At 59.2% G+C, this 25,640-nt stretch carries 20 protein-coding genes; 8 read left to right on the top strand and 12 right to left on the bottom strand.

Translation table 11 applies throughout. From position 1 onward, the window contains the following. Positions 1-458: 458 nt before the first annotated feature. From TK42_RS13930 to TK42_RS13925, 4 genes are all read right to left on the bottom strand, one after another. Complete coding sequence (locus TK42_RS13930) at positions 459-3,089, bottom strand: NEL-type E3 ubiquitin ligase domain-containing protein (RefSeq protein WP_256584586.1); 2,631 nt, start codon at positions 3,087-3,089, stop codon at positions 459-461. Positions 3,090-3,146: 57 nt separating this feature from the next. Then, positions 3,147-3,755, bottom strand: coding sequence for a DUF6543 domain-containing protein (locus tag TK42_RS27120; RefSeq protein WP_256584584.1), 609 nt, complete (start codon positions 3,753-3,755; stop codon positions 3,147-3,149). Next, positions 3,752-5,173 (bottom strand): dermonecrotic toxin domain-containing protein, encoded by a 1,422-nt coding sequence (locus TK42_RS27115; RefSeq protein WP_256584583.1) that lies wholly within the window; start codon positions 5,171-5,173, stop codon positions 3,752-3,754. Before TK42_RS27115 ends, TK42_RS27120 begins: the two co-directional genes overlap by 4 nt. A gap of 99 nt (positions 5,174-5,272) precedes the next feature. Beyond that, positions 5,273-6,910 (bottom strand): AMP-binding protein, encoded by a 1,638-nt coding sequence (locus TK42_RS13925; protein ID WP_103734471.1) that lies wholly within the window; start codon positions 6,908-6,910, stop codon positions 5,273-5,275. Between the two features lie 151 nt (positions 6,911-7,061). Here TK42_RS13925 and TK42_RS13920 point away from each other — a divergent pair, with 151 nt between their 5' ends. Genes TK42_RS13920 through TK42_RS13905 form a run of 4 tightly spaced genes read left to right on the top strand, consistent with a single transcriptional unit; the run spans position 7,062 to position 12,585 of the window. Continuing rightward, positions 7,062-8,225, top strand: a complete 1,164-nt coding sequence (locus TK42_RS13920; RefSeq protein ID WP_005789212.1) for an isovaleryl-CoA dehydrogenase — start codon at positions 7,062-7,064, stop codon at positions 8,223-8,225. 11 nt (positions 8,226-8,236) lie between these two features. Next, positions 8,237-9,844 carry a carboxyl transferase domain-containing protein gene (locus TK42_RS13915; protein ID WP_032880566.1) on the top strand — a complete coding sequence of 536 codons (1,608 nt, stop codon included), beginning with the start codon at positions 8,237-8,239 and terminating at the stop codon, positions 9,842-9,844. A 15-nt stretch (positions 9,845-9,859) separates the two neighbouring features. Beyond that, the gene (locus TK42_RS13910; protein WP_032880565.1) at positions 9,860-10,666 is read left to right on the top strand and encodes a gamma-carboxygeranoyl-CoA hydratase; all 807 of its coding nucleotides are present in this window, start codon (positions 9,860-9,862) and stop codon (positions 10,664-10,666) included. Then, a complete protein-coding gene (locus TK42_RS13905; RefSeq protein WP_103734470.1) occupies positions 10,663-12,585 on the top strand; it encodes an acetyl/propionyl/methylcrotonyl-CoA carboxylase subunit alpha in 1,923 nt (640 codons plus the stop codon). The genes TK42_RS13910 and TK42_RS13905 overlap by 4 nt, the downstream gene beginning before the upstream one ends. Here TK42_RS13905 and TK42_RS13900 read toward each other — a convergent pair. Then, entirely contained in the window at positions 12,582-13,217 is a 636-nt protein-coding gene (locus TK42_RS13900) for a LexA family transcriptional regulator (protein ID WP_103734469.1), read from the bottom strand. The genes TK42_RS13905 and TK42_RS13900 overlap by 4 nt on opposite strands. Before the next feature lie 130 nt (positions 13,218-13,347). Between TK42_RS13900 and TK42_RS13895 the strand changes: the two genes are divergently transcribed. Next, positions 13,348-13,698 carry a DUF6124 family protein gene (locus TK42_RS13895; RefSeq protein WP_177464476.1) on the top strand — a complete coding sequence of 117 codons (351 nt, stop codon included), beginning with the start codon at positions 13,348-13,350 and terminating at the stop codon, positions 13,696-13,698. 464 nt (positions 13,699-14,162) lie between these two features. Next, complete coding sequence (locus TK42_RS13890) at positions 14,163-15,314, top strand: M14-type cytosolic carboxypeptidase (protein WP_103734468.1); 1,152 nt, start codon at positions 14,163-14,165, stop codon at positions 15,312-15,314. Between the two features lie 51 nt (positions 15,315-15,365). Here the strand turns inward: TK42_RS13890 and TK42_RS13885 are convergent, their stop codons facing one another. From TK42_RS13885 to TK42_RS13865, 5 genes are all read right to left on the bottom strand, one after another. Beyond that, on the bottom strand, positions 15,366-15,905 hold the full coding sequence (locus TK42_RS13885) for a cytochrome b (protein ID WP_032880561.1): 540 nt from the start codon (positions 15,903-15,905) through the stop codon (positions 15,366-15,368). Beyond that, the gene (locus TK42_RS13880; RefSeq protein ID WP_078821699.1) at positions 15,902-16,984 is read right to left on the bottom strand and encodes a catalase family peroxidase; all 1,083 of its coding nucleotides are present in this window, start codon (positions 16,982-16,984) and stop codon (positions 15,902-15,904) included. Before TK42_RS13880 ends, TK42_RS13885 begins: the two co-directional genes overlap by 4 nt. Positions 16,985-17,102: 118 nt before the next feature. Next, a complete protein-coding gene (locus TK42_RS13875; protein ID WP_032880559.1) occupies positions 17,103-17,867 on the bottom strand; it encodes an enoyl-CoA hydratase-related protein in 765 nt (254 codons plus the stop codon). Between the two features lie 42 nt (positions 17,868-17,909). After that, a complete protein-coding gene (locus tag TK42_RS13870; protein ID WP_103734467.1) occupies positions 17,910-19,196 on the bottom strand; it encodes a hypothetical protein in 1,287 nt (428 codons plus the stop codon). Then, on the bottom strand, positions 19,189-20,796 hold the full coding sequence (locus TK42_RS13865) for an amino acid adenylation domain-containing protein (RefSeq protein ID WP_103734466.1): 1,608 nt from the start codon (positions 20,794-20,796) through the stop codon (positions 19,189-19,191). The genes TK42_RS13870 and TK42_RS13865 overlap by 8 nt, the downstream gene beginning before the upstream one ends. Before the next feature lie 197 nt (positions 20,797-20,993). Here TK42_RS13865 and TK42_RS13860 point away from each other — a divergent pair, with 197 nt between their 5' ends. Beyond that, on the top strand, positions 20,994-21,500 hold the full coding sequence (locus TK42_RS13860) for a sigma-70 family RNA polymerase sigma factor (protein WP_032880556.1): 507 nt from the start codon (positions 20,994-20,996) through the stop codon (positions 21,498-21,500). Then, positions 21,497-22,234 carry an anti-sigma factor gene (locus tag TK42_RS13855; RefSeq protein WP_103734465.1) on the top strand — a complete coding sequence of 246 codons (738 nt, stop codon included), beginning with the start codon at positions 21,497-21,499 and terminating at the stop codon, positions 22,232-22,234. Before TK42_RS13860 ends, TK42_RS13855 begins: the two co-directional genes overlap by 4 nt. Here the strand turns inward: TK42_RS13855 and TK42_RS13850 are convergent. Both TK42_RS13850 and TK42_RS13845 read right to left on the bottom strand, forming a co-directional pair. Then, positions 22,231-23,187, bottom strand: coding sequence for a spore coat U domain-containing protein (locus TK42_RS13850; RefSeq protein ID WP_177464488.1), 957 nt, complete (start codon positions 23,185-23,187; stop codon positions 22,231-22,233). The genes TK42_RS13855 and TK42_RS13850 overlap by 4 nt on opposite strands. Before the next feature lie 41 nt (positions 23,188-23,228). Then, on the bottom strand, positions 23,229-25,577 hold the full coding sequence (locus tag TK42_RS13845; RefSeq protein ID WP_103734601.1) for a fimbria/pilus outer membrane usher protein: 2,349 nt from the start codon (positions 25,575-25,577) through the stop codon (positions 23,229-23,231). Positions 25,578-25,640: the final 63 nt, after the last annotated feature.

The following is a 25,640-nucleotide window of genomic DNA, read 5'->3' as shown; positions in this document are numbered from 1 at the left end:
AGATAAATACTAACTACATGATTTTAAACGAATTTAAAAAGTTGGCACGGCTCCTGCTATCTCTATGGCATAACAAGAATAAAAAGCGCCAAACCTAATAAAAACAAGACGAAACGACTCTGACATAACAAAAACAACACGGCAGAGACGCAGCTAACAGATTTTTTTGGAGAAGATGTGCTTCGCAGGGTACGGCATGCCGCAACCCGCAACCGGATAGAGAAAAATAAAACTACCTCAGGTAGCTACCACTGGTTGGATCGTTTACGAAGAAGCAGGTCAGCGCTCAAAAAAATACGTTTGCTCTTGACCCCGGATGGGGGTTGCCAAAAATAGCGGTACGGGCCACGGCTACCAAAAACAACAACAGGCCGCCCCTCAATAATAAGAAAAGAGCACGCAACGACAAATTAAAGGGGACCTTCGGGTCCCCTTTGTGCTGCTTGCACTTATGTGACTTAGGCGGACGCCACCTTCTTCGTCGAAAATTGGTTAAGCACAGTAACCGTCAAAGCCCGCAGCGCAGCTGTTTCCTTGACTTGTCGCTGCGCCCTCAGTTGTTTCATTTCCTGGTTATAGAAACCACTGGTCATTGACCCATCGGCCAGAATTTGATCCCGGCTCTTACCCAGCAGGCTGGCAACTCTGTTAAGCGCTGTCTCGTACTCTAGCTGCCAAGCCTTCTTTGCATCCTGCTCTACAAGGTCATCCTGTGTGTTCTGCAGATCTACCACCTTTTCCAACGCCTCTTGCTTCTCGGTTATTACCTCAAAATCGGCCATCGTCAGGGTGCTGAGGTCCTGTGGGTATTGGGCGCGAAGTTGGTTTCTCCAAAATTCCATGTCCACAAAAAAATGACTTTTTTCACTGATGTTTTTTTCGCCCTCAAGCACTTGTACATAGGCAGCATCAAGAGTCTCCGGGGCCACACCCGCGATAGGGCGATGGAGCATTTCAAGGGATTTGATCGGCAAATCCAGTCGCTGCGCCAAGCCGGAGCGATAAGCAAAGATGACTTCGGCCTGCTCGGTGAAGGCCGGCCCGCGCGACTCAACGTCACGCTCAGCGATGATATCTACCAGCTTCAGGCGAAATGGTCGCTCTGCGGTGCCAATCAAGGTCGCCTCAACGTCATGCTCTCCGACCCTCTCAAGCGATTTTTCCACCAACAGATCAGTTTCCATGTTCATGAACTCCAGCACACTCCCGTCACCACAGGTAACGCGATCATCAGCTGATTTAAACAATACATCGCGAGTGTGTTGGTTCTCATGGACGGCCCCAATCATGTCCCAAACGCGCTCCGCCAGTTGCGGCCGGGTAACCCCGGATTTGTACTCTGCACAACGGGTTGTGTCCGCCACCACGGTAAAAAATGCCGCCGCCTCAGGGCTGGAACTGAGCTGGTCCCACATTTCGCCGCGACCGGCCTGCATGGCTGGGGGGGAATCGTGCAGCCACAACCTGCGCGCCTCAGCCAGGGTGACGTGGTCATCGGTAAGGACTACTTGCGACACAGGATTTTCATGCACGTTGATTCGGTCCGGATTCTCAACGGCGTACTCGGGCAGCTGAGTAATCGCGTTTGTGTGCAGATCGATCCGGTTCAGGTTATGCAGTCGTTCGGCGCCTCTGGGGAACGTTGTCGTTCCGGTATTCGCCAGATTCAGCCTGTTCAAGTCACGCATGTTGCTCAGATCGGCGGCCCATCCCAACTGACGGTTATGGGAGAGGTTAAGTACGGTCAAACGCTGCATGCCTTCGAGATGCGCCTGGCTTTGCCTCGTCAACCGAATGTCGTTACTGCTCATATCGAGCCAGGTCAAACCGGCTCCACCGTTGGCAAACTCCGGCAGCTGCGTGAAGTTGCTAGAGCTGATATCCAACCAGCGCAAACCGCCGAATGCGCGCAAGAAGGGCAAGGACGCATCCGAAAGGTACATTCTGGATAAATCCAAACAGTCCACATGGTCCATGTTCGCCGTAATCGCCGGTAACTCACCGGGTTGCTCATCAGCCAAGCGCAGGATGTACGCCATGTGCTCTTGCTCGGCGGCCATGGCCTGTTGCGGCGACCGACGCTGCCATGCATCTTTGATGGCAACGACGACCCGGCCACGGGTCCTGCGTTGCTGGCTATCACCGTCGGCCCGCCAGGCGTCCAACTCTGTATTGAGTTGCTTGAACTCGTCTTTGAGCAAATCCATTTTTGCCATAAATTCAATATCGTTGACGCCCTCTAGCCCCAGTATCTGATCCACCTGCGCGATGGACATTGACGGATAAAGGTCTAACGCTGCCCTTTCACATGCATAAGGTCGACGACCCGCACCGCCTACCGGGCTCAATGGATAACCAAAGCGTCCATCGGCAAGGCGCATTGGCGGTTTGTAGCGTGGTTTGGCAGGCTGCATGCGCAGCAACGCACGCAGTTCATCGCGAGGCATCAGCGGCATTTGCTCCAGTGCCTGTTTCAGACTCGCGCCGCGATCAGAGGCCGTCAGGTTCATCGCCCTCCAATCCTCAGGAGAAACTGCTGACTGTACAGCCCCATAGATGTCCGCCTGATGGTTCAATACCGCGATTTTTTCGTCCTGTACCTCATAAAGGTTCTTGGGACCGAACTTGATGAAACGACGCTTGACCGCCGCATTCTCTGGCCCCACCGAATCCAGTAGGCGCTCTCCACCCGGCAGCCGTTCGACAACATCAATGCGCAGGTCTGATGGCCAACCAGGAAGTTTATCCAGACTGTGCAGCACCATGCGTTGCGTGTCGTCATTGGCCAGGGTTTTTCGGTATAACCCTTCATACGTTCGCGCCAAACGCACCTGCTGCTGATAATGACGGGCCTCTTCAGCCAAGTTCTGCGGCATACGTTGGCGCTCGGTGAGCGCTTGCATTTCGGAGGAGTTGGCACCGTTCAACAGTTCCTCGACAACCGCCGAGGGTAGAGAAGGGAATAAGCGTTTGATAAACCTTACTGTCGCGCTTTCTCCACCCTCGGCGGCGGCGTAGCGCTGGCTGAAAAGGTCAGATTGATACGCCGCTCTCTGTGAGGCCCTGACAGTGGAAACTTCCTCTGCCACGACATTATCCATTTCAAGTCGCTTCAAGGTATCGGTCAGTAGCGCGGGCAGTGCTGCCTAGTCTGTATGTATCTTACGTAGAGTGTCCACTTCCGTTGCAGTCATTTGCACTATGCGTTCGAGCTTAAGAGGCTCATTGGCAAAACGCTCTGCCATCGGGCCCAACCGCTGCATCAACTGCGGCCCGGTCAATGTCATCGGGTTCTCGTGCTCATGTGCCCACGCCCCGGCGCCCGTACGGCTTACCTTTGGGGTATAAGCCGCCGGGTTGTCCGGATGCAGGATTTTAAAGTCATTGCTGGCACCCATCCGCTCCACCAAGTAATGCGTGTTATTTTTTTCCCGCAGGTATAACCCCCCTTCATGTTCAAACAATCCGTCTTCATTGGCCGTGAGACCATCAGGCATTGTGACCTGGCGCTGATAAGGCCTCAGGTCAGGAGAATACAGACGGATATTTCCATCGGGGCAACGAACGTGGGACAGGCTTTCAACAAATGCCGTCTTGACCAGCGGAAACAACTTGGCCCCCACCGCCGCCGTAGTTACATTAAAGGCAATGGCCGAAACATGGGCCCATGCCGCTTTTGTATCCCCTTCGTCCCACGCCGCTATTCCCGATGCGACTTCCCATAACATTTGCGCTGCCCCAATTGCGAGCATCACGGGAGCCAGCTCGGGGAAATAAAAACTGCAACATTCAATACATTCAAAGCCATGCTGCCCATTTTCACCAACCAGGCGTTACGTGCACGCTGATCCGCCGCATCATTGGAAACGGCCATCGCTTGCGCATTCCTCAGTATTAGATTGGCTTTTTGCCAAGCGTGTTCGCGCCACAACACCGAAAAACGCCCCCCATAAGAAGCGGTGACGCCCCTGAGATCCTTTTTGTCAGAATCATAATCTTCACGTTCAGAAAATTTACCGGAGGGATCAAGATGCCGCTTGAGCTTTGTAAAAAATACACCTTGTTGCTCGTAGGGTATGAACTGACTAAAAAACCTTCGATAACTTACCAAGCACAATCGCTCAACCAAATCAAGTTTGAAGCTTGTCAAACTCGAGTATTCCTTCAACATACAAACAGGATCTCCTGGAATGAACACCACACAAGGCTCATTCATGAACACCAGGCTGCGATGAGCAACTTGCACATTGACATTACCTATAACAACAATTTGCGCCAGCGGCTGCCCAAGCAACTTAAGCCCCGAATAAGCGAGTGTTTTCTCTCGCCACTTTAATTCCTGATGGTTATCCGCTGTTTTCCGCATCACCTGATAGGTGTCTTCTTGAATATCCCCGCACCCAAGCGCTACCTCGGCGGCGAACAGGAACTGATACCTGGCCGAATTCAACATGCGATTACGCATGGTCTTGGTGGCGGTGCCCGCTGCAAAGTTGGGTGTGTCTTCGGGACAGATAAACGACTCGACATGCCTCAAGTATTGCGTACCCAAATCCAATTCTCGGCACAGGCTGGCAAACAAATGAGGTTGTATCGAGACTCTACCGCCGAGCGTTTGTGTATGATTGAACGTATAAGAGGGCGATTGTCGATGAAAATCATACTGAGTGATAAGCCTGGCGTTCTGATCGGCCACCTCAAGGGTATCTTCTATCGCAAAGTTCTTTAATGCCGCCTCAAGCAGACTAACACCTTCGTAATAGCAATAACATGATGCCTCTCGCCCAAAGACTTTAGAGCGATCAGCCGGCATCAACTTTTCAGTGGCAAAAAATAGCTGCCTTACATTGTGACGCCCACCGAATTTTTCTTTCATGGCCGCCACTAAAAGTGGTTCGGCAAAATCCACAACCCCTTTAAGCCCATTAAAACTGTGATCCAGTCTATTCAGCGAATTAAAGCTGCGGATGTAAGCATCACTCAGCTTCAACTTTTTCCCCGACGACAAGTTTTTATACCATTCGGGCATCGCGAACTGCGTTTCAGAAAACTCCTTTTTGCGCTTAAGGTCGGCGGCGCCGTACCAGGACGGCAACCGGTCCTGTATCACCCGTGCATGAACGCTCTGCACCGCCGTTGATTGACTGCTGTCAGGTTGATCAAGCTCACTCATTTACCAAACTCCATTTGAAGGAACAAACGATCAATGTGCGATCGTTCGCGCTTCAAACGGTGGTATTCAGCTAGCCCGCGCTACAAAGCGCCCCACGGCTCATTCTCGGGCAGACGCCAACTCCTCAATGCTGATCTCGCGCATGCGAAATTTCTGGATCTTGCCCGTCACCGTCATCGGAAACTCGTCCACAAACTTGAAGTACCTGGGCGTCTTGAAGTGGGCGATGCGGTCCTTGCACCAGCTCGACAGTTCCAGCTCGTTGGCCACATGGCCGGGATGAAACTTGATCCAGGCGACGATTTCTTCACCGTAACGCTCATCCGGAATACCGATGATCTGCACATCGGCCACTGCCGGGTGGGTGAAGAAAAACTCTTCCAGCTCACGCGGGTACACGTTCTCGCCCCCGCGAATAATCATGTCCTTGTTACGCCCGGCAATGCAGACGTAGCCGTGCTCGTCCATGGTTGCCAGGTCGCCGGTGTGCATCCAGCCGGCCTCATCGATTGCCTCGCGGGTGCCGTCGGGGTTGTTCCAGTAACCGAGCATCACGCTGTAGCCGCGCGTACATAGTTCACCGATCACGCCGCGCACCACGGTGTTGCCGGCATCATCGACAATCTTGGTCTCCAGTTGCGGTTGGGTGCGGCCCACCGTGGTGACGCGCCGTTCTATATCGTCATCCGCCCCGGTTTGCAGCGACACGGGGCTGGTTTCGGTCATGCCGTAGGCAATTTGCACTTCGCGCATGTGCAGTTCGTTGATGACCCGGCGCATGACTTCGATCGGGCATGTCGCCCCGGCCATGATACCGGTGCGCAGGCTGGCCAAGTCGAACGCGGCCCGGCCTGGGTGATCAAGCATGGCGATAAACATGGTCGGCACGCCATACAGGCCGGTGGCTCGTTCTTCGGCGACGGCAGTCAATGTCAGCAGCGGGTCGAAACCGTCATTGGGATAGATCATGGTGGTGCCGTGGGTGATGCAACCGAGGTTACCCATCACCATGCCGAAGCAGTGATACAGCGGCACCGGGATGACCAGGCGGTCCTGCGCGGTCAAGCCCAGGCTTTCGCCGACCATGTAACCGTTATTGAGGATATTGTGGTGACTGAGGGTGGCACCCTTGGGGAAACCGGTGGTGCCGGAGGTGTATTGGATATTCACGGGTTGGTCGAAGTGCAGGCTGGTCTGCCGGCTTTGCAGTTGCTCGGGGCTAACTCCGGCGCCCAGGGCCGACAGTTGCGACCAAGGCATGAATTCAGGCGGCGGGCTGGGATCGAGACTGATGAGGCCGCGCAGCTCAGGCTTCAATGCCTGGAGCATGGCGTGGTAATCGGAGCTCTTGAACGAACCGGCGCACACCAGCCATTGGCAGCCGGATTGCTTGAGCACGTAATCCAGCTCACTGCTGCGATAGGCCGGGTTGATATTGACGAGGATCACACCGAGCTTAGCGCTTGCCACTTGGCAGATCAGCCATTCGGCGCAATTGGGCGCCCAGATACCCAGGCGGTCACCGATCTGCATACCCAAGGCGAGGAACGCCCGTGCATGCAGATCAACCGTCTCGGCCAGTTGCCGCCAGGTGTAGCGCCGCTGCTGATGGCGAACCACCAAGGCTTCGCCATCGGGATACTGCGCGACGGTTTGATCGAATGCCTGGCCAATGGTCATCGCCAGCAAGCGCTTGTCCTGAGAGCCACGGCTGTAGCTCTGATTCGGTTGATCCATAACGACCCCTTGTTGTCTTTTTTGTAGGTTGACGTAAACGTAAACTACGATTGACAGCACCGCAACGCAAGCTTACGTTAACGTAAAGGTGAGCGCCCTCCTCCTGCGCCCAATCCACACAACAACAAAGCTGACATTAAGGTGCCTGCCCATGAGTTACCCGTCCCTGAACTTCGCCCTCGGCGAAACCATCGACATGCTGCGCGACCAGGTGCAGTCCTTTGTGGCCAAGGAAGTCGCACCGCGTGCGGCGCAGATCGACATCGATAACCTGTTCCCCGCCGACCTGTGGCGCAAGTTCGGGGACATGGGCCTGCTGGGCATCACCGTGCCGGAAGAATACGGCGGTGCCGGCCTGGGTTACCTGGCCCATGTAGTGAGCATGGAAGAAATCAGCCGCGGCTCGGCCTCGGTGGCGCTGTCGTACGGTGCGCACTCCAACCTGTGCGTCAACCAGATCAATCGCAACGGCAACCACGAACAGAAACTCAAGTACCTGCCCAAGCTGATCAGCGGCGAGCACATCGGCGCGCTGGCCATGAGCGAGCCGAATGCCGGCTCCGATGTGGTCTCGATGAAACTGCGCGCCGACAAACGCGGCGACCACTACGTACTCAACGGTAGCAAGACCTGGATCACCAACGGCCCCGACGCCAATACCTATGTGATCTACGCCAAGACCGACCTGGAAAAAGGCCCCCACGGCATCACAGCCTTCATCGTCGAGCGCGACTGGAAAGGCTTCAGTCGCAGCAACAAGTTCGACAAGCTGGGCATGCGCGGCTCCAATACCTGCGAGCTGTTTTTTGATGACGTGCAAGTACCGGAAGAAAACATCCTCGGCGTGCTCAATGGCGGCGTGAAAGTGCTGATGAGCGGCCTGGACTACGAACGCGTGGTGCTGTCCGGCGGCCCCACCGGGATCATGCAGGCGTGCATGGATTTGATCGTGCCCTACATCCACGACCGCAAGCAGTTCGGCCAGAGCATCGGTGAATTCCAGCTGATCCAGGGCAAGGTTGCCGACATGTACACCCAGCTCAACGCCAGCCGCGCCTACCTCTACGCCGTGGCCCAAGCATGCGAGCGCGGCGAGACTACGCGCAAGGACGCCGCCGGTGTGATCCTGTACAGCGCCGAGCGCGCCACGCAGATGGCCCTGGATGCGATCCAGATCCTGGGCGGCAACGGCTATATCAACGAATTCCCCGCCGGGCGCCTGTTGCGTGACGCCAAGCTGTATGAAATCGGCGCCGGCACCAGTGAGATTCGGCGGATGTTGATCGGTCGCGAACTGTTCAACGAAACCCGCTGAAGGAGCGCGTCATGGCCACCCTGCATACCCAACTCAACCCGCGCTCGGCGGAATTTGCCGCCAATAGCGCGGCGATGCTTGCACAGGTCGACGCCCTGCATACCCTGCTCGCCCACGTGCAACAGGGTGGCGGTGCCAAGGCCCAGGAACGCCACACCTCGCGCGGCAAGCTGCTGCCCCGGGAGCGCATCAATCGCTTGCTCGACCCGGGTTCGCCGTTTCTTGAACTCAGCCAACTGGCGGCTCATCAGGTGTATGGCGAAGACGTACCGGCGGCTGGCGTGATTGCCGGAATCGGCCGTGTGGAAGGCGTCGAGTGCATGATCGTCGCCAACGATGCCACGGTCAAAGGCGGTTCCTACTACCCACTGACAGTGAAAAAGCACCTGCGCGCCCAAACCATCGCCGAGCAGAATCGTCTGCCGTGCATCTACCTGGTGGATTCCGGCGGCGCCAACCTGCCACGCCAGGACGAGGTATTCCCCGACCGCGAACACTTCGGGCGGATCTTCTTCAACCAGGCCAACATGAGCGCCCAGGGCATCCCGCAGATCGCCGTGGTGATGGGTTCATGTACCGCCGGCGGCGCCTATGTGCCGGCGATGGCCGATGAAGCAATCATGGTGCGCCAGCAAGCCACCATTTTCCTTGCGGGCCCGCCGCTGGTGAAGGCGGCCACCGGTGAGGTGGTCAGCGCCGAAGACCTCGGCGGCGCCGATGTGCACTGCAAGATCTCCGGCGTGGCCGACCACTACGCCGACAGCGATGAACACGCCCTGGCGCTGGCCCGGCGCAGCGTGGCCAACCTCAATTGGCGCAAACAAGGTGAGTTGCTGCAGCGCCCGCCCGTGGCACCGCTGTACAGCAGCGAAGAGCTGTACGGCGTGATTCCGGCGGATGCCAAGCAGCCGTTCGATGTGCGCGAAGTCATCGCGCGGTTGGTGGACGCTTCGGTGTTCGACGAGTTCAAGGCGTTGTTCGGGACAACGTTGGTCTGCGGCTTTGCGCACTTGCATGGCTACCCGATTGCGATCCTGGCCAACAACGGCATCCTGTTCGCCGAGGCCGCGCAGAAAGGCGCGCACTTTATCGAACTGGCTTGCCAGCGTGGGATCCCCCTGCTGTTCCTGCAAAACATCACCGGCTTTATGGTCGGCCAGAAATACGAAGCCGGCGGCATCGCCAAACATGGTGCCAAGCTGGTTACGGCGGTGGCGTGCGCCAGGGTGCCGAAGTTCACCGTGATCATCGGTGGCAGTTTTGGCGCCGGTAACTATGGGATGTGCGGCCGCGCCTATGACCCGCGCTTCTTGTGGATGTGGCCCAACGCACGCATTGGCGTGATGGGCGCCGAACAGGCCGCCGGGGTGCTGGTACAAGTCAAGCGCGAGCAGGCTGAGCGCGCAGGCAGCGGTTTCAGTGCGCAGGAGGAAGCCGCCATCAAGCAGCCGATCCTCGACCAGTATGAAACCCAGGGCCACCCCTACTACTCCAGCGCGCGCTTGTGGGATGACGGTGTCATCGACCCGTTGCAGACCCGCGACGTGCTGGCCCTGGCCTTGTCCGCCGCACTGAACGCCCGCATCGAGCCGAGCCGCTTCGGCGTGTTCCGCATGTAAATGGAGCTGCACCCCATGAACGATTTCAACACCCTCGAACTGATCACCGACAGCCGTGGCTTTGCCACGCTGTGGCTCAGTCGTGAAGCCAAGAACAACGCGTTCAATGCCGAAATGATCCGCGAACTGATCATCGCCCTGGACCGGGTGCAAGCCGACCCGTCCCTGCGATTTCTGATACTGCGCGGGCGCGGCAAGCATTTCAGTGCCGGCGCCGACCTGGCCTGGATGCAGCAGTCGGCAGAGCTGGACTACCACACCAACCTGGACGACGCTCGCGAACTGGCGGAGCTGATGTACAACCTGTCCAAGCTGAAAATCCCCACACTGGCCGTGGTGCAAGGTGCGGCCTATGGTGGCGCGCTTGGGTTGATCAGTTGCTGCGACATGGCCATCGGCGCCGATGACGCGCAATTCTGCCTGTCGGAAGTGCGCATCGGCCTGGCGCCCGCAGTGATCAGCCCATTCGTGGTGCAGGCCATCGGCCAACGCGCGGCCCGCCGCTATGCTCTGACGGCTGAGCGATTTGGCGGCCAGCGGGCGCAGGAGATCGGCTTGCTGGCAGAGAGCTATCCGGCCGAGAGCCTGGACCACCAAGTGGACCAGTGGGTGGCCAACCTGCTGCAAAACAGTCCGGCGGCGATGCGCGCCAGTAAGGATTTACTGCGTGAAGTGGGCAACGGTGCCCTCACCCCGGCGCTGCGACGTTATTGCGAAAACGCCATTGCGCGCATTCGCGTAAGCGCCGAGGGCCAGGAAGGGTTGCGGGCCTTCCTGCAAAAACGTGCGCCGAGCTGGCAAGCCCAGGAGCCGCGCTCATGAGCACACTGACCACCGTACTGGTAGCCAACCGTGGCGAGATTGCCTGCCGGGTCATGCGCACTGCCAAGGCCATGGGGCTGACGACCGTGGCCGTGCACAGCGCCATCGACCGTGATGCGCGCCATAGCCGCGAGGCGGATATTCGTGTCGACCTGGGAGGCAGCAAAGCCACCGACAGTTACCTGCAAATCGACAAACTGATTGCCGCCGCCCACGCCAGTGGCGCCCAGGCGATTCACCCCGGCTACGGCTTCCTCTCGGAAAACGCTGGCTTTGCCCGGGCCATCGAGGCAGCAGGCTTGATCTTCCTCGGCCCGCCCGCTGCCGCCATCGACGCCATGGGCAGCAAATCGGCGGCCAAGGCATTGATGGAAACCGCCGGTGTGCCCCTGGTGCCGGGCTATCACGGCGAGGCCCAGGACCTGGAGACCTTCCGCGCCGCCTGTGAGCGTATTGGCTACCCGGTATTGCTTAAGGCTACGGCCGGTGGCGGCGGCAAGGGCATGAAGGTGGTCGAGGATGTCAGCCAATTGGCCGATGCCCTGGCCTCCGCCCAGCGCGAGGCGCTGTCGTCCTTCGGCAATGGGCAGATGCTGGTGGAGAAGTACCTGCTCAAGCCGCGCCATGTCGAGATTCAAGTGTTTGCCGACCAGCATGGCCATTGCCTGTACCTCAATGAGCGCGACTGCTCGATCCAGCGGCGCCATCAAAAGGTTGTCGAAGAAGCGCCGGCGCCAGGGCTCAGCGTTGAGCAACGCAAGGCCATGGGCGAAGCGGCCGTGCGTGCGGCCCAGGCCATCGGCTATGTCGGTGCCGGTACGGTAGAGTTTCTGCTGGATGCCCGTGGCGAGTTTTTCTTTATGGAGATGAACACGCGACTGCAAGTGGAGCATCCGGTCACCGAAGCGATTACCGGTCTGGACCTGGTGGCGTGGCAGATTCGGGTCGCCCAGGGCGAGGCGCTGCCGATCACACAGGAGCAGGTACCCTTGATCGGTCATGCGATTGAAGTGCGGCTGTATGCCGAAGATCCGGCCAACGAGTTCCTGCCGGCCACCGGTCACCTGGCGCTGTACCGCGAATCCAGCCCAGGCCCGGGCCGTCGGGTAGACAGCGGTGTCGAGCAAGGGGACAGCGTGTCGCCCTTCTACGACCCGATGCTCGGCAAACTGATTGCCTGGGGCGAAGACCGCGAACAGGCACGCCTGCGACTTTTAAGTATGCTCGATGAGTTCGCGGTGGGTGGGCTCAAGACCAACCTGGGTTTTCTGCGGCGCATCATCGGCCATCCCGCGTTCGCGGCGGCCGAATTGGACACCGGGTTTATCCCGCGTTATCAGGATGAACTGTTACCGGCGCCCGGTGCGTTGAGCGATGCATTCTGGCAGGCAGCAGGTTCGGCGTTTATGCAGAGCCTGCCGGTAGGTGATGGGCCTTGGGCCAATAACCAGGGCTTTCGTGCGGGCCTGCCCGCCGAAGTGTCGCTGCATCTGAGCTGCAACGGGCAGGATCGGCTGGTGACATTGGCCAACACGTCACAATTGTGCGGCGAGCAGCTGCTGATCGAACACCAGGGTGTGCGCCGTGCCCATCTGGCGGTCCGCAACGAAGGCAGCCTGTACCTGCGCTGGAATGGCGAGATGCATGCCGTCAGGCTGTTCGACCCGATTGCGGCGGTCGAGGCCGGCCAATCTCATCAGGGCGGTCTCAGCGCACCGATGAACGGCAGCATCGTTCGTGTGCTGGTAGAGGTAGGCCAAACCGTTGAGGCTGGCACACAGCTGGTGGTACTCGAAGCCATGAAGATGGAACACAGCATCCGTGCGCCCCATGACGGGGTGGTCAAGGCGCTGTTCTGCCAGGAAGGTGAAATGGTTGCCGAAGGCAGCGCGCTGGTGGAGCTTGAAACTACCGCCTAGAACTTCGCGGTGGCTTGCACCACGACGCCAAGGATGTGGCAGTCGTCGGTGAGCAGCGCCTTGGGGTACGTCGGATTGAGCGGCACCAGATAGCGCTGGCCGCTCTCTTCCTGCAATTGGCGAAAAGTGGCCTGGGAACTGCCAGACCATTGGGCGACCACCAGTTTGCCGGGTACAGGATCGATGGCCGGATCCACCAGGATCATCGTCCCGGCACCGATGCTCATGCCCGTGGGCGCGGTCATGGCGTCGCCCGTTACAGGCAGCCAGAACGCCTCGCCACGCGCGTGGTAATCGCTCAATTCGTAGCGGCCAGGCCCATAGAGTGCACGTTCTTCGCGCAGCTCGCACGCCTGCTGCCAGTCGCTGACCGGATAGCGAAAATACGGGTTGTAGTGCTGTTGCAACGCAGGCTCTTGCGCGGCCCGTTCGCGAATCTCCAGCGCCACCTCCAGGTAGCCCAGCCCGAGCTCGGCCAGCACCCGGTTCATGTCCGCAAGGCTCGGCACTCGGCGCTTGTTGAGCCAATGGCCGACGCCGCCTTGGGACATACCCAGGCGCTCTGCCAGTTGCTCCTGCGTGACCTTGCGGTCTTTCATGTTGGCTTTGACCAACGCTATCCAGTTATCCATGGCGCCTGACAATACGGTGCGTATTTTTCGGGGCAATAAACAGTTTGTAGTAATCCATAAAACGACATAAATACGATACGTACTATCATCAAGCCTAAGGATTTCGACACCCACCGGAGTACTGCCGCTTATGACGAATAGCCCGCTTTCATTGCCTGAAATACCCGAACAGGTTGAATTACAGAACATGTGCCACAGCGGCGCGGCCCAGCGCGCGCTGGACTATTACTTGAAAGAAGATATGTCGGCACCAGCCGTGGAGGGTGCCCTGTTCGCGATCAAGCCGGGCGTCAGCCAAGAGGAAGCCCTGGTTCACGCGTCTGACCTGCTGCGCAGTGCTGCGGCAACCGCCTACGAATCAGCGTGCAGCCATCAAGGCAATCAGCGCGACCTGGCGTTTTCCGTGGTGTATTTGATCGATATGGCGAAGGCGATGGTGGAGCGCTCGTTGCAAGCGCCGGGGGCCCAGGCAAACGCGTAACAGACACGAAAGAAAAATATTTCTATCCAAGGGATAAAAACATTTGACTTGCAAATGATAATGATTATTATTGGACCAAGCTGATCGCGAGATCAGTCGATAGACCAAGGGACCTTAGGTCGGACTCTTGGAATATCTCCTCATCAGGCTAATCACGGTTTTTGACCCGGCTCTTTGGCCGGGTCTTTTTTTTGCCAGTTTCCCTGGCATGGCTTCAGGCTAATGAAGACTGTGTGTTGCTCGATGGCGCGCATGGTAGCAAAAGACCATCGTCGAAAGAAAGCCACACGACAGCTCTAGCCCGGATCTTTGCGAAATAGCGCTTGAGAATCAATCTCATAGCCCCTAAGCTGCCGCGGCGTCAGGGATGACGCCCCCTCCCCGTGCAACAATTTTGCATCCAGGTTTTACCTGACCTCTGTGTAATATAGCCGCCACATCACTCATATTCAGGCAACCAGACTATGACCGTGGCCTTGACCTCCATCAAGATCAGCACCGACTTCGACAGCGGCAATATCCAGGTCCTGGATGCCAGCGATGCCTATCAGTTGTTACTGGCAATCAAACCCGACACCCGCAGCAAACATTTTCAATGGTTCCACTTCAAGGCCGAAGGCATGCATGTGGGGCACACCCACACTTTTCGATTGAGCAACGCCGGTGGCTCATCCTATAAACACGCCTGGAGCGGCTACAACGCCGTGGCATCCTATGACCATATCAACTGGTTCCGGGTGCCAACGCGCTTTGATGGCGAGATCCTGCATATCACGCTCCAGACCCGCGAAAAGCACGTATGGTTCGCCTACTTCGAACCCTACAGCCGTGAACGTCACGACTGGCTGATCGAACAAGCCCTTAAGTACGCCGGCGTCAAGCTGCTGGCCACCGGCAAGAGTGTCGAGGGCCGCGATATACAAATGTTGCGCCGTGGCAAAGGGGCTGAAGGTCGCCGTAAGGTGTGGATCATTGCCCAACAGCACCCCGGCGAACACATGGCCGAATGGTTTATGGAGGGCGTGATTGAACGCCTGCAAAAGGACGGTGACGCGGAGTTGAAAAAACTCTTGAAAGTGGCCGACCTGTACCTGGTGCCCAACATGAACCCCGATGGCGCTTTTCACGGTCACCTGCGTACCAACGCCATGGGCCAGGATCTCAACCGCGCCTGGCAGAGCGCCAATCAGGAAACCAGCCCGGAAGTACTGTTTGTGCAGCAGCAAATGGAAAAGTACGGCGTGGACCTGTTCCTCGATATCCATGGCGACGAAGAAATCCCCTACATCTTCACCGCCGGCTGCGAAGGCAATCCAGGCTACACCCCACGCATCGAAGCCCTGGAAAAACACTTTCGCAACCACCTGAGCCATCTGACCCGGGACTTCCAAACCACCTACTGCTACACCCGCGACCTGCCGGGCGAAGCTAACATGACCCTGGCCTGCAACGCAGTCGGTGAGAAGTACGACTGCCTGTCCCTGACCCTGGAGATGCCCTTCAAGGACAACGACGATGCGCCCAACCCGCGTACCGGCTGGTCGGGCGATCGATCGAAACAGCTGGGCAAGGACGTATTGAGCAGCGTCGCCGATATCGTCGGGCTTTTGCGTTAACCCTTGTGGCAAGCTTTTTGTGGCGAGCGAGCTTGCTCGCCACAGAAGCGATCAATCCCGGGTGCCGGTCATGCTCTGCAATACCCCATCGCGGCGGATCAACCCGTGGAACAGCGCCGCCGCCAAGTGCACAAGCACTGTCAGGAACAACAGATAGGCAAGGTAGCCGTGAGCCTTACGCAACAGCGCAAACAACGGCGCATTCGCCCCTACCAGCGCTGGCAGTTGCACAGAACTGCTGAGCATCACCGGGTCACCGGCGGCCGAAATCATCGCCCAGCCCAGCAGCGGCAACACCAGCATCAACGCATACAGCAGCACATGGGAAGCCTTGGCCGCCAGCACTTGCCACATCGGCAAATCGGCTGGCAACGGCGGTTGCCGGGTGGCAAAGCGCACGGCCAAACGCACGAGCACCAGGGCCAGGATCGCAATACCCAGCGGTTTGTGCAGGTGGATCAGCCATTCATGGCGTTCCGACACCGACGCCGCCAATCCCGCACCAATAAACAGCATGGCAATGATCATCAGCGCCATCAGCCAGTGCAACAGACGCGCCAGCGGTGCAAAAAAACGCGGTTGAGCATTCATGGCTTCGACTCCTGAGGGGGGCTGTGCAACGGGCTGACTTCACCCGCACGGCGCAGATACGAACTGGCATACGCGGCGGAGCGTGCGGCCAGCAACGGGTCGTTGGAGGCCTCGATACCGCTGGGCAAAATCAGCGGGTCAAAGTTGATATCACGGCAATCACCGTCTGCCTGCGGCTGGCTGCTTTGCAGTACCAGAGTGCCGGCGTTGAGCTGCGTATGCGGGCCGGTCCAGGTCTTGCTCGCGTCATCCAAGGGGTCGCCGGGGTTGGCCAGGGTCATGTTCAACTGCCAACGCAAAGGCCCGGCGGCCAGGCGCTGCACCAAATCCTGTTCCAGGAAGTCACTGCCCGACGGCGCAGCATCACCCGCCGCGTCCTGGCTTTGCGGCACCACGCTCCACCGCACGGCCTGACGCTTGCCACCTTCGCCCACCAGGTAAAACGCATTGATGCCGTTGTAGGTTTGCGTCGCATAACTGGCCGATGGCTTGGCAGTCTTGACCCAGGCCAGGAACGGCGCCGTCTCCGGGTGTGCGGCAAAAAACGCCGGCATGTTCGCAGGGTTCGGCTTGCCGGTGGCCGGGTCTGGCGCACCCGCCTTGAGCAGTTGGTAGAACGCCTCGGGCGTGCCCACCGGAAACACCGGCATACTGTTCATTCCCGTTCGCCACTGCTGGCCGTTTGCCTGGCTGAATTGCACGGCAAAACTGCGAATCGGCACACTGCTGTCCGGTGCATATGGATTGCCGCTGGGCAAAGCAAACCGGCCAATCACCGGGGTCTTGGCCTCGCTGAACACCTGGGCGCTGGAGTAAGCACGCGCCTCTGTGCTCGCCTCGAAGTAACCCGCCACACACACACCTTTGGCATGATTGCGGCGAAAGCCCGGGTGTACGCCGTTATTGGTTTCCAGGGCATTGACCAAGGTCTTTGGCCGCAGACGCTGTGGGTCGAGGGTGCCGTTGACGTAGGCAAATGCAACCACCAACACTGCCACCACGCCCCCTATACACGCCAGCCTGACGAGCAGACTTGTAGTACCAAGAGGCGGACGCGGCGGTAAAGAGTGATCAACCATAGAAGCTCCAGGGCCCGAGGCCGCAGGGGGAAAGTGTTATGAGACGAATCCCACGTAGGCTTATTCCCCCTTCACTGTAGTTTCTTTGTAGTCAACGCGCGGCCAGATCGAGTGCCGGCTAGGGCTGATTAAACAAGGCCTGCCGCTTGTGAAGAAATGCCTGCATTCCTTCTTGCTGATCAGGCGTGGCAAACAGGCCATGAAACAACCTTCGCTCCTGACGCACACCTTCGTGCAACCCGACCTCCAGAGAATGCTCCACCGCCTGCCGCGCTGCACGGGTGGCCGTTCGCGAGAAGGAGGCAATTTGTGCCGCCACCGCCATCACCTCGTCCAGCAAGTTCGCAGCCGGGTAAACCCGCGACACCAACCCCGCCTGCTCTGCTTCCGTGGCGGTCATTGACCGGCCAGTCAACACCAGGTCCATGGTCTTGGCCTTGCCGATCAGCCCGGTCAACCGCTGGGTCGCGCCCATGCCCGGGATGACGCCTAGCTTAATTTCCGGCTGTGCAAAGGTGGCGGTATCAGCAGCGAAAATCATGTCGCACATCATCGCCAGCTCACAGCCTCCGCCAAACGCATAGCCCGCCACTGCGGCAATCGTCGGGGTGCGCAAACGGGTGAAGCCCTCCCAACCGACGAAGTAGTCTTCGTTGAGCACGTCCAGATAGGACTTACCGCTCATCTCTTTGATATCGGCCCCTGCCGCGAAGAACTCTGCGGTGCCGGTAATGACAAAACACCCAATCCTAGGGTCTCGATCCATTGCTTCCAGATGACTGATCAACTCAGTCATCAGCGCCGAACTCAGCGCATTCTTGACTTCAGGACGGTTGAGCTTGACCAGGACCACTCGATCATGACGTTCCACAAACACGTTCATAGGCATCTCCACTGATTGATGTTGTTCACACTTGGGGCTGTCTCAGGAATCCCAGATCGCGCCATGGGCGGGTATTCCCCGAGCTTCCAACTCTTGCACCAGACGCTGGGTCACCGTTTGGTTGGCAATACAGATCACGGCTTCTGCACCAAAGGCTTGCACTGCGCCGTAAGCCAACTTCACCAGGTCTGGCTTACCGCGCTCATCGGTGTCCCAGATCAATGCGCAAGGCTGGGCGCGCAGAATTTCCTCCACCAGTTCATCGCCATAGGTCGTCCTCGGGCTACGGGCAGACCAGATCAACTGAATCGGTACCTGAGCCGCCAGCAGATGCGGCATGACAGGCCCGATGCCGCTGCCAGTGGCGATGTACACCACCGACTTGAACAGGGTTTCTACATTGGCAACACCCGCTGTGGTGATGCCCTTAACCCACACATGTCGCGGCAAGTCCTCGATAAATCGCCCGGTCCAATCCCCTGCGCGGGAAATTATCAGGCGGAAACCCGCCTCGTGTGGCGTGGGAATATTGGCAAAGGAATGCCACTCCAGCAGTGGGTTGCGGCTGATCGCGGTGGATGAACCGGCGAACGGTGTGGTGTGGCTCAAACGCGTAATCACCGCATGTCCGGAAGGCCGTGCGTGTTCAACAGCCACCTTGCGCAGCCGCAGCCAGGGCAGCAGGACGCTCAGGGTCAGCACTGCCAGCATCCAAAACGTAACGCTGTGCAGCAGGCTCGACGTGGTCAGTAACGTTTGCCACCAGAACAACAGCAACGCACTCCAACCGCCAAACCGATGAACGCGTTCGAACCCATTGTGGAACCGGCCTCGAATACGTGGTTGAGCCATGACCACTATGAGCAGCAATAAGCCGAGCAGCATAACGCTGACCCATAACCCGGCCACCGAAACACTGTCAGGTTGTTGCAGGTAACGCGTAACCTGCACGCCAACCAGGGCGGCAAACCACCCAGTGGCCGCAAAGGCTGCGCCACTGTGCAGCCCACCGAAGTGGTACACCTTGGCCGCGCTACGCCGCACCTGTAAGGGCCATGTAGGCGGTACTCGCGTTGCCAGCCAGAACAGCCCATTGATCACGTATTGCTGGCGAACGAGAATGGCAACCGACAGGTTGATCAGCACCATGTCCGACAGCGTCTGAACCGTGATGGCGTGCAGGTCCACAGCCAACAGCAAAAACGCCAGGTTGCCCATCAGCGCGGCGGCTGCCAGGCGGTTGTAACAGGAAAACATCGGCAGTGACGTCCAGCGACGCCAAAGCGCCGGCTTGGGCGGTACAACGGTACGGATCAGCGTATCAATCATGGCCGGGCTCCCCGGTCGCGAACGCCAGCACCGCCAACTGATTCTCCCGGGCCGTTTGCAGTAACAATGCCTTATCGATCTTGCCCCTCGCTGTCAGTGGAAAATGCTCCACTGCGTAGATCGACTGAGGCACGCAGTAATAGGCCAGGCGTTGTTGGCACGCGGTTTGGCAAGCCTCGATGTCAGTGCTGGCAGGCGAAACAAAGGCCACCAACGTGCGGCTGTCCAGCTTCAAAGTGACGGTGCGCATGCATCCAGCGCCGGCCTCCAGAGCCGCCGACACCGCATCCAGTTCCACGCGAAAGCCGCGGACTTTCACTTGGTCATCCACGCGCCCTAAGTGTTCGAGCTGGCCGTCTCCCACCCAGCGCCCCAAATCTCGTGTGCGGAACATCATGGCGTCGCCACCGAGAAAGGGATCCGGACGGTATCGCTGCTGGGTCAATGCCGTATTGTTCAGGTAGCCTGCTGTCACACCCGCACCACCGGCCCACATCTCTCCCGTTTCACCCAAGGCACAGGCACGCCCCTGCTCATCGAGCACATAGACAGTGTTATTGGGTGTTGGCCGGCCAATAGTCAGTGGCGTGCCTGGTACATGCCGGTGCAGCGTGTTGACGATGGTCGTCTCGGTAGGACCGCAGCCGTTGTAGAACGTACAGTGCTCGGCCCACCGATCCGCCAGAGCCTGGGAGCAGGCTTCTCCAGCCACCGCAACGACGTTGAGGTGGGGACACTGTCGAGGCTCAAGGGTGGCCAGTATCGAAGGCGTTGCGATCAACACATTGCACTGTGCGGCCGTCTGCGCGATGTCTTTGCCGCGAATCAGCAAGGTCGCACCATGAGCCAGGCAACCGAGTATTTCCCAAGCCGCCATGTCAAAGCCGATATTGAGAATCTGCCCTACGGTACGACCCGGTGCCATACCCATCCGCCCAGGTTCAGTGAGCAGAATATTGCATACGTTACGGTGGCTGACACACACGCCGTTAGGGCGCCCTGTGGTTCCAGATGTAAACAGTACAAAGCACAGATCATCCGGGCCAGCACCGACACGCACGCAATCATTGTCTTCAGCCAGCCATGGCGTTTGAGCAATGAACGTATCCAAATTGAGGCAGCGGTGGGACGCGTCTGCCGGAATGCGCTCCACCAGGCTCGATAAGGTCAGAATCACCGGGCTGGTCAATGATTCGAGGACCATGCCCAATTGCAGGGTGGGTACGATTCTGGCGTCCTGAGGGACATACGCGGCGCCAATCTTTAACACCGCCAGGAGCCCGACCAGCATGGGAATCGAGCGCTCGACGAACAATCCCACCGTGTCCCCACGCTTAACACCCTGCCCAAGCAGATGCTCAGCCAATCGATTGGCTTGTCGGTTGAGTTGTTCATAGCTGATACGTTGGCCCGCGCATACCGCAGCGGTCGCCTGGGGTGCCAGCCTCGCTTGCGCTTCGAAGGCTTGGTGCACGTTGGCGTAGGTGGCTCGGGTTGAAAGGCCACAACCCCATCGCTCAAATAAAACCCGCTGCGCGGCAGGCAAATGAGCCAGCGAGATGCAGGAAAAAAACTGTTTATCACTCGGCAAACACGTCATAAGCACCCTCTCACTATTCAACTGCCGGCTGAATGCCGACAGATGCAAGGGTGGATAGAGGGCTGCGCACGAGATTACAGACTCTCAAGGTATACAGACGCTTCCCACGTATTAGCCGGGAAGTTTCTTTGCGCAAAGAGTGGAATAACCTACAGGGACCAACGTCTACTTCAACACACGTGAGTAGACTCATCCCCATGCATGAACTCGACGAACAGTTACACGAACTCATCCCCAGGTTGCGGCGTTTTGCCGTGTCGCTGACGCGCAACAGCAGCAGCGCCGATGACCTGGTGCAGGCGACCCTGGAGCGGGCGATCATCGCCTGGGCTGATAAGCGTGTCGAAGGCGACCTGCGCGCCTGGCTGTTCGCGATCCTCTATCGGCAGTTCCTCGACGCCCATCGCCGCAGCCGACGCTATGCACGTATGCTCGAATTCTTCACCGGGCGCGATGATGCGCAACCGTCGGTGGAGCGCACAGTGATGGCCCAATCCACCCTGCAAGCCTTCGACCAACTCAGCACCGAACAACGCGCCCTTTTGCTGTGGGTGTCCGTGGAGGGTTTGAGCTACAAGGAAGTCGCCGAGATCCTTCAGGTACCCATCGGCACCGTGATGTCGCGCCTGTCCCGTGCGCGCCAAGCGTTGCGTCAGCTCAGCGATGGCGAAATTACCGGCCCTGCCCTGCGGAGACTCAAATGATCAGCCTGCCCCCCAGCGAACGCGATTTGCATGCCTACGTCGATCACCAACTGCCGGACAGTGACCGCCGCGTGCTTGAAACCTGGCTGGCCAACCACCCCGAAGCGGCCGCCCAGGTCCACGCCTGGCAACAGGACGCGCAATTATTGCGGGCATCCTTGAGCGGCACCCTGCAACAGCCGAGTAATCCGGCACTGGACCCGGCGTTGATCCGTCAGCGTATCAAGCGTCAGTCCCGCCGCCACTTCGCCAGCGCGGCGGTGTTGCTGATTGCCGTGAGCCTTGGCGGGCTTGGCGGCTGGCACGCCCGCGAAGCCACCCAACCCCAGCCGCTGCCGATGACCGATGCCATGCAGGCTTACCGTCTGTTTGCCCAGGACGGCGTCATGCCCGCCGACTACAACGACGACGGCAGCGGCACTATGCAAGCCTGGCTCGACCGCTATTTCAATCAAGCCCATCGCCTGCCCGACCTGAGCCAGGCAGGCTTCAAACCGGTCAGCGGGCGCCTGCTCACTACCGATCAGGGTGCAGCCGCCATGGTGCTGTACCAAGACCCCCAAGGCCGACGCATCAGCTTTTATATCCGCCCGCCGGGACCGAACAACGGCTTCCTGCCTCGTGGCAGCCGCAGCGCCGATGGTTTGCAGGCCGAGTACTGGTCGGGCGGCGGCTATAACTACGCAATGGTCAGCCCGGCAGACCAGCCCACCCCGGCGCTGATGAAGTTCTAGAAACCCACGTCCAGCACCACGTTGTCCAGGTAGGTGCCGCCGGGTGGTGTGGGCTGGTCGGTGTAGATGCGAGCGTTGTAGTTAAATACCTGGCTGCCTGTGCCCAACCCATTGCCGGGGTTGACCTCCGCTGTGGAACTGGCCCGCCGCGCCGCGCCGACGCTGCCCCAACGTGTGGTGCCGGCGCTTTTGAAGAGGTCATAGGCCAGGTAGTTGCTGCCGGAAACCATGCGTCGGCGCCCGCCGACACTGATCGGGTTCTGGCCGTCGTTCAAGCCCACGGTGTAGGCACTGCCCTTGGTGCAGGCGATATTGATGGTCTGGCCGGTCACTGCGGTAAACCCACTGACCACCGGCGCGCTGCCAAAGCTGATATTCGGCGCGGTGATCTGGCAGTCATTGGTCACGGTCATGCTGACGGTCAGGCTTGCCGTGCCGCTGCCCGTGTCACGCCCCAGGCAAATGCCGCCAACGCCGATTCCCGAGCAATAATTCCACACCCAGGCGATGTTCAATGTCTCGGTGTACAGCCCCGCTGCGATATTGCTGCCGGTAATGCTGCTCAGGTACAACGGCACGGTTTTCGCCCCGGGCCCGGCGATCAGGCCAATGCTCTGGGCAATGCCGCCCGCGCCCCCAAAATCGAATTGAGTGCCGCGGGTGATGGGATAACTGGTGCTGTTGTTGCCATAAATCGTGTAGCCAATCACATCACCGGTCGGCCCGACCATACCAGCAGTGGACGAGGTGATCGTGGCGTAGAAGTGGTCGGTGGACACCAGCAGCGAAATCAACGCCTGGGTGCAACTCAATCCGGAGTTGGTGGTAGAGCTGGTTTGCGCGGCAGTGCGCACCGTCATCGAGCTGATCGAACCGAAACTGGCCGGCACCGTGGAAACCACCGAACACACCGCCATAACCTGCCCGGAAAATAACAGCCCTGCCCCATACATCCATGCCTTGCCCCTCACCCGCAGTCTCCTTGCTCAAGCACTCACTGGCACACCAACGGCCCGATCAGGGGCACGTCCTGTTGCTGCTCATCGATAGCGAATGTCGCCTGGCAGGTGCGCCCCTCACTGAGGGTGACCTGCAAAGTATTGTGGGCGCTGAGGTTTTCCAGATAGACCAGCCCATCCCACCCCACCACCGCCTGGGTGTTGCTTTGCTCGTGCACCACCAGGCTGCCCAGCGGTAGCTCCTGATGCTGGCGATCCACCAGGGTGATACTGGCGGCGAGCACCCGGCGCAGCGGGAACTCCAACAGATAGCCGCTGCCCCGACGTACCGACACGCGCTGCTCCACATTGGGGCTCTGCACGTTCGCTGGCAGGTTCAACGGATCAATTTCATATTTGCCGCGGTAATACGCGCTGCTCCATGGCACCAGCAAATGACCGTTGCGGTCGGTCTGGCCCACCAGCTGGTTTTCGTAGCGCACTGGAATCCCGGCGAACCCCTGGGTACTCACCACCACAAACGCGTCATTGATACGGTTGGCAGCAAAGGTTTCGCCGCCCATCCACACCAGCGAGCCGCTGGCATCCGCCCAGCGCGTTTGGGCGTCACTGCTGCCGTACACGCCGGCCTGCAACTGCACTGACTGCAAGCGCCAGGTCAGGTCGGCCTGCCGATAGCTTGGCGCATCGCCCTGGGCATAGCCGAGGTTGTAGCCCACGCCGCCTTCGCTGGGCACCGCGCGGCTGTAGTTGATGCGCTGGCGACTGGCGCCGTCCTTGCTGCGCTCGGTGCTCAAGGCCAGGCTGCCGTTGAGGTCGAACGGGATCACCAGTTGCGCCTGCATGGCCCAGTTGCTGTCGCCGATTTCGCGGTTGGCCGACAGGTAGAAGCTGGTGTTGCGCCACAGCGGTTTGCTCCAGCTGAGGTTGAGCAGGCGCGTGCGCGAATCGTCTGCCGCCTGCACGTCGAAATACCCCAGGCCCAGGCTGCCGAAACGTTGAAGGTTGAGGCTCAGCGTCACCTGCTCGCTGCGCTTGCTGAGGCTGGCGTAAGGGGTGTCGACCAGGGTCAGGTCGGCGTAGTCATCGCGCCGTTCAACGCGCTGGTACATCAGGCTGTAGCGCGTGCTGTTGTACTGGTAGCCAAGGCTGAGTTGCTGGCCGCTGCGGCTGTCGAACTGGCTCTGGCTGAGGGCGGTATTGAGCACGCCGAAGTTGCCCAGGCGCAGGTTGGCGCCAAGCCCGCCGAGGGTCAGGTCGCTGGATGCTTCGGCATGGCTTTCCAGGGTCAGGCTGTCGGAATAGCCATAGCGAAAGGTGCCACTGGTTATGCCCGGCCCGTAACCGAAATCGCGCAGGGTGTAGTCACGGCGCAAGGTACCGGCAGCCACGGAAAAATCCGTCAAGCCTTGTTGCAGCAAGGTGCTGGTAACGTAGAACGGCACCGTGGTCGACACCTGGCGCCCGAGAGCGTCGGTGGTCACCACGACAGCCTCCCCGGCGCCGTTGATAAATGGCACGTTGGTCAGGGTATAAGGCCCGGGTTGCAGCTGCGCGGTGTCGGATTTATAGCCGTTGATAAACAGGTCCACCGACGAGGGCACCGCCGCCTCACCGGCGAACTGCGGCAAAGGGTAAGTGACCAGGTCCGGGCGCACGGCAAAGTCCCGGGACACTTGCACCCCGCCCAGACGCACCGAGCTGCTCCAGGGCAGCGAACCGCTGATCACGTCGCCCGCCTCGTAGGTGAGCAGGCGCTCATCATCGGAAAATCGCCAGGTGGTGTCGTAGCGCCGGTAACCGTTGCCGAGGGTACTGTCGGTGATGCCATCAGCCAGGGTCTGGCGCACCTGCCCGGTGTTGGACAAGGTGCCCCAGGTGTCGAACAGCCGCACTTCGTTCCAGGCGGCGAGGTAGCTGCCGCCGTCATCGGTGTCGTTGAAATACACGTCATAGTTGAGCAAGGCGCCGAAGCTGCTCATGGCCTGGGTGCGCGGATAGGTATTGCGATTGCCGATAAACTGCGCCTGCAACCAGGATGGCGGTACATCCAGCAATAGGCGCTGGCCATTGCTGTCGTAGTCGCTGTGCAGCCCAGGCACCTGGTCCAGGGCCACGCTGCCGACAGGCTCGCCGGGCAATTTCATACCCACGTCCTGCAACGCGCTGGCGGGCACAAACAGCTGGCCGGCGCGCTGGTCGACCGCAATGACGCGGCCGGTGTCCATCTGGTTGACCACCAGTTCCAGAAACAGCTGTGCATCGGCGACTGCCTCCATGCTGCCCGGCGGCGGCGGCAAGTCGCCTGCCATCGCAGCGCCCCACAACCCGCTTGCCACTGCCACCGATGGCCATAAACCCCGAGCCCAACCACGACTCACCATGGCGTTGTGTCCTTCAATGGACATCTCCATCCTGTTAAAACCCGGGCGTATGCCCGTAGCGCT

It is taken from the genome of Pseudomonas sp. GZJR-8 (assembly GCF_002916705.1).
In the GTDB taxonomy this organism is placed as follows: Bacteria; Pseudomonadota; Gammaproteobacteria; order Pseudomonadales; family Pseudomonadaceae; genus Aquipseudomonas; species Aquipseudomonas synxantha_A.
This window is presented reverse-complemented; position numbering and strand designations above follow the sequence as displayed.

Coding starts and splice junctions, on each gene's coding strand:
- TK42_RS27115 (WP_256584583.1), bottom strand. CDS start 5,173: ATGAGTGAGCTTGATCAACCTGACAGCAGTCAATCAACGGCGGTGCAG.
- TK42_RS13925 (WP_103734471.1), bottom strand. CDS start 6,910: ATGGATCAACCGAATCAGAGCTACAGCCGTGGCTCTCAGGACAAGCGC.
- TK42_RS13920 (WP_005789212.1), top strand. CDS start 7,062: ATGAGTTACCCGTCCCTGAACTTCGCCCTCGGCGAAACCATCGACATG.
- TK42_RS13915 (WP_032880566.1), top strand. CDS start 8,237: ATGGCCACCCTGCATACCCAACTCAACCCGCGCTCGGCGGAATTTGCC.
- TK42_RS13910 (WP_032880565.1), top strand. CDS start 9,860: ATGAACGATTTCAACACCCTCGAACTGATCACCGACAGCCGTGGCTTT.
- TK42_RS13905 (WP_103734470.1), top strand. CDS start 10,663: ATGAGCACACTGACCACCGTACTGGTAGCCAACCGTGGCGAGATTGCC.
- TK42_RS13900 (WP_103734469.1), bottom strand. CDS start 13,217: ATGGATAACTGGATAGCGTTGGTCAAAGCCAACATGAAAGACCGCAAG.
- TK42_RS13895 (WP_177464476.1), top strand. CDS start 13,348: ATGACGAATAGCCCGCTTTCATTGCCTGAAATACCCGAACAGGTTGAA.
- TK42_RS13890 (WP_103734468.1), top strand. CDS start 14,163: ATGACCGTGGCCTTGACCTCCATCAAGATCAGCACCGACTTCGACAGC.
- TK42_RS13885 (WP_032880561.1), bottom strand. CDS start 15,905: ATGAATGCTCAACCGCGTTTTTTTGCACCGCTGGCGCGTCTGTTGCAC.
- TK42_RS13880 (WP_078821699.1), bottom strand. CDS start 16,984: ATGGTTGATCACTCTTTACCGCCGCGTCCGCCTCTTGGTACTACAAGT.
- TK42_RS13875 (WP_032880559.1), bottom strand. CDS start 17,867: ATGAACGTGTTTGTGGAACGTCATGATCGAGTGGTCCTGGTCAAGCTC.
- TK42_RS13870 (WP_103734467.1), bottom strand. CDS start 19,196: ATGATTGATACGCTGATCCGTACCGTTGTACCGCCCAAGCCGGCGCTT.
- TK42_RS13865 (WP_103734466.1), bottom strand. CDS start 20,796: ATGACGTGTTTGCCGAGTGATAAACAGTTTTTTTCCTGCATCTCGCTG.
- TK42_RS13860 (WP_032880556.1), top strand. CDS start 20,994: ATGCATGAACTCGACGAACAGTTACACGAACTCATCCCCAGGTTGCGG.
- TK42_RS13855 (WP_103734465.1), top strand. CDS start 21,497: ATGATCAGCCTGCCCCCCAGCGAACGCGATTTGCATGCCTACGTCGAT.
- TK42_RS13850 (WP_177464488.1), bottom strand. CDS start 23,187: ATGTATGGGGCAGGGCTGTTATTTTCCGGGCAGGTTATGGCGGTGTGT.
- TK42_RS13845 (WP_103734601.1), bottom strand. CDS start 25,577: ATGGTGAGTCGTGGTTGGGCTCGGGGTTTATGGCCATCGGTGGCAGTG.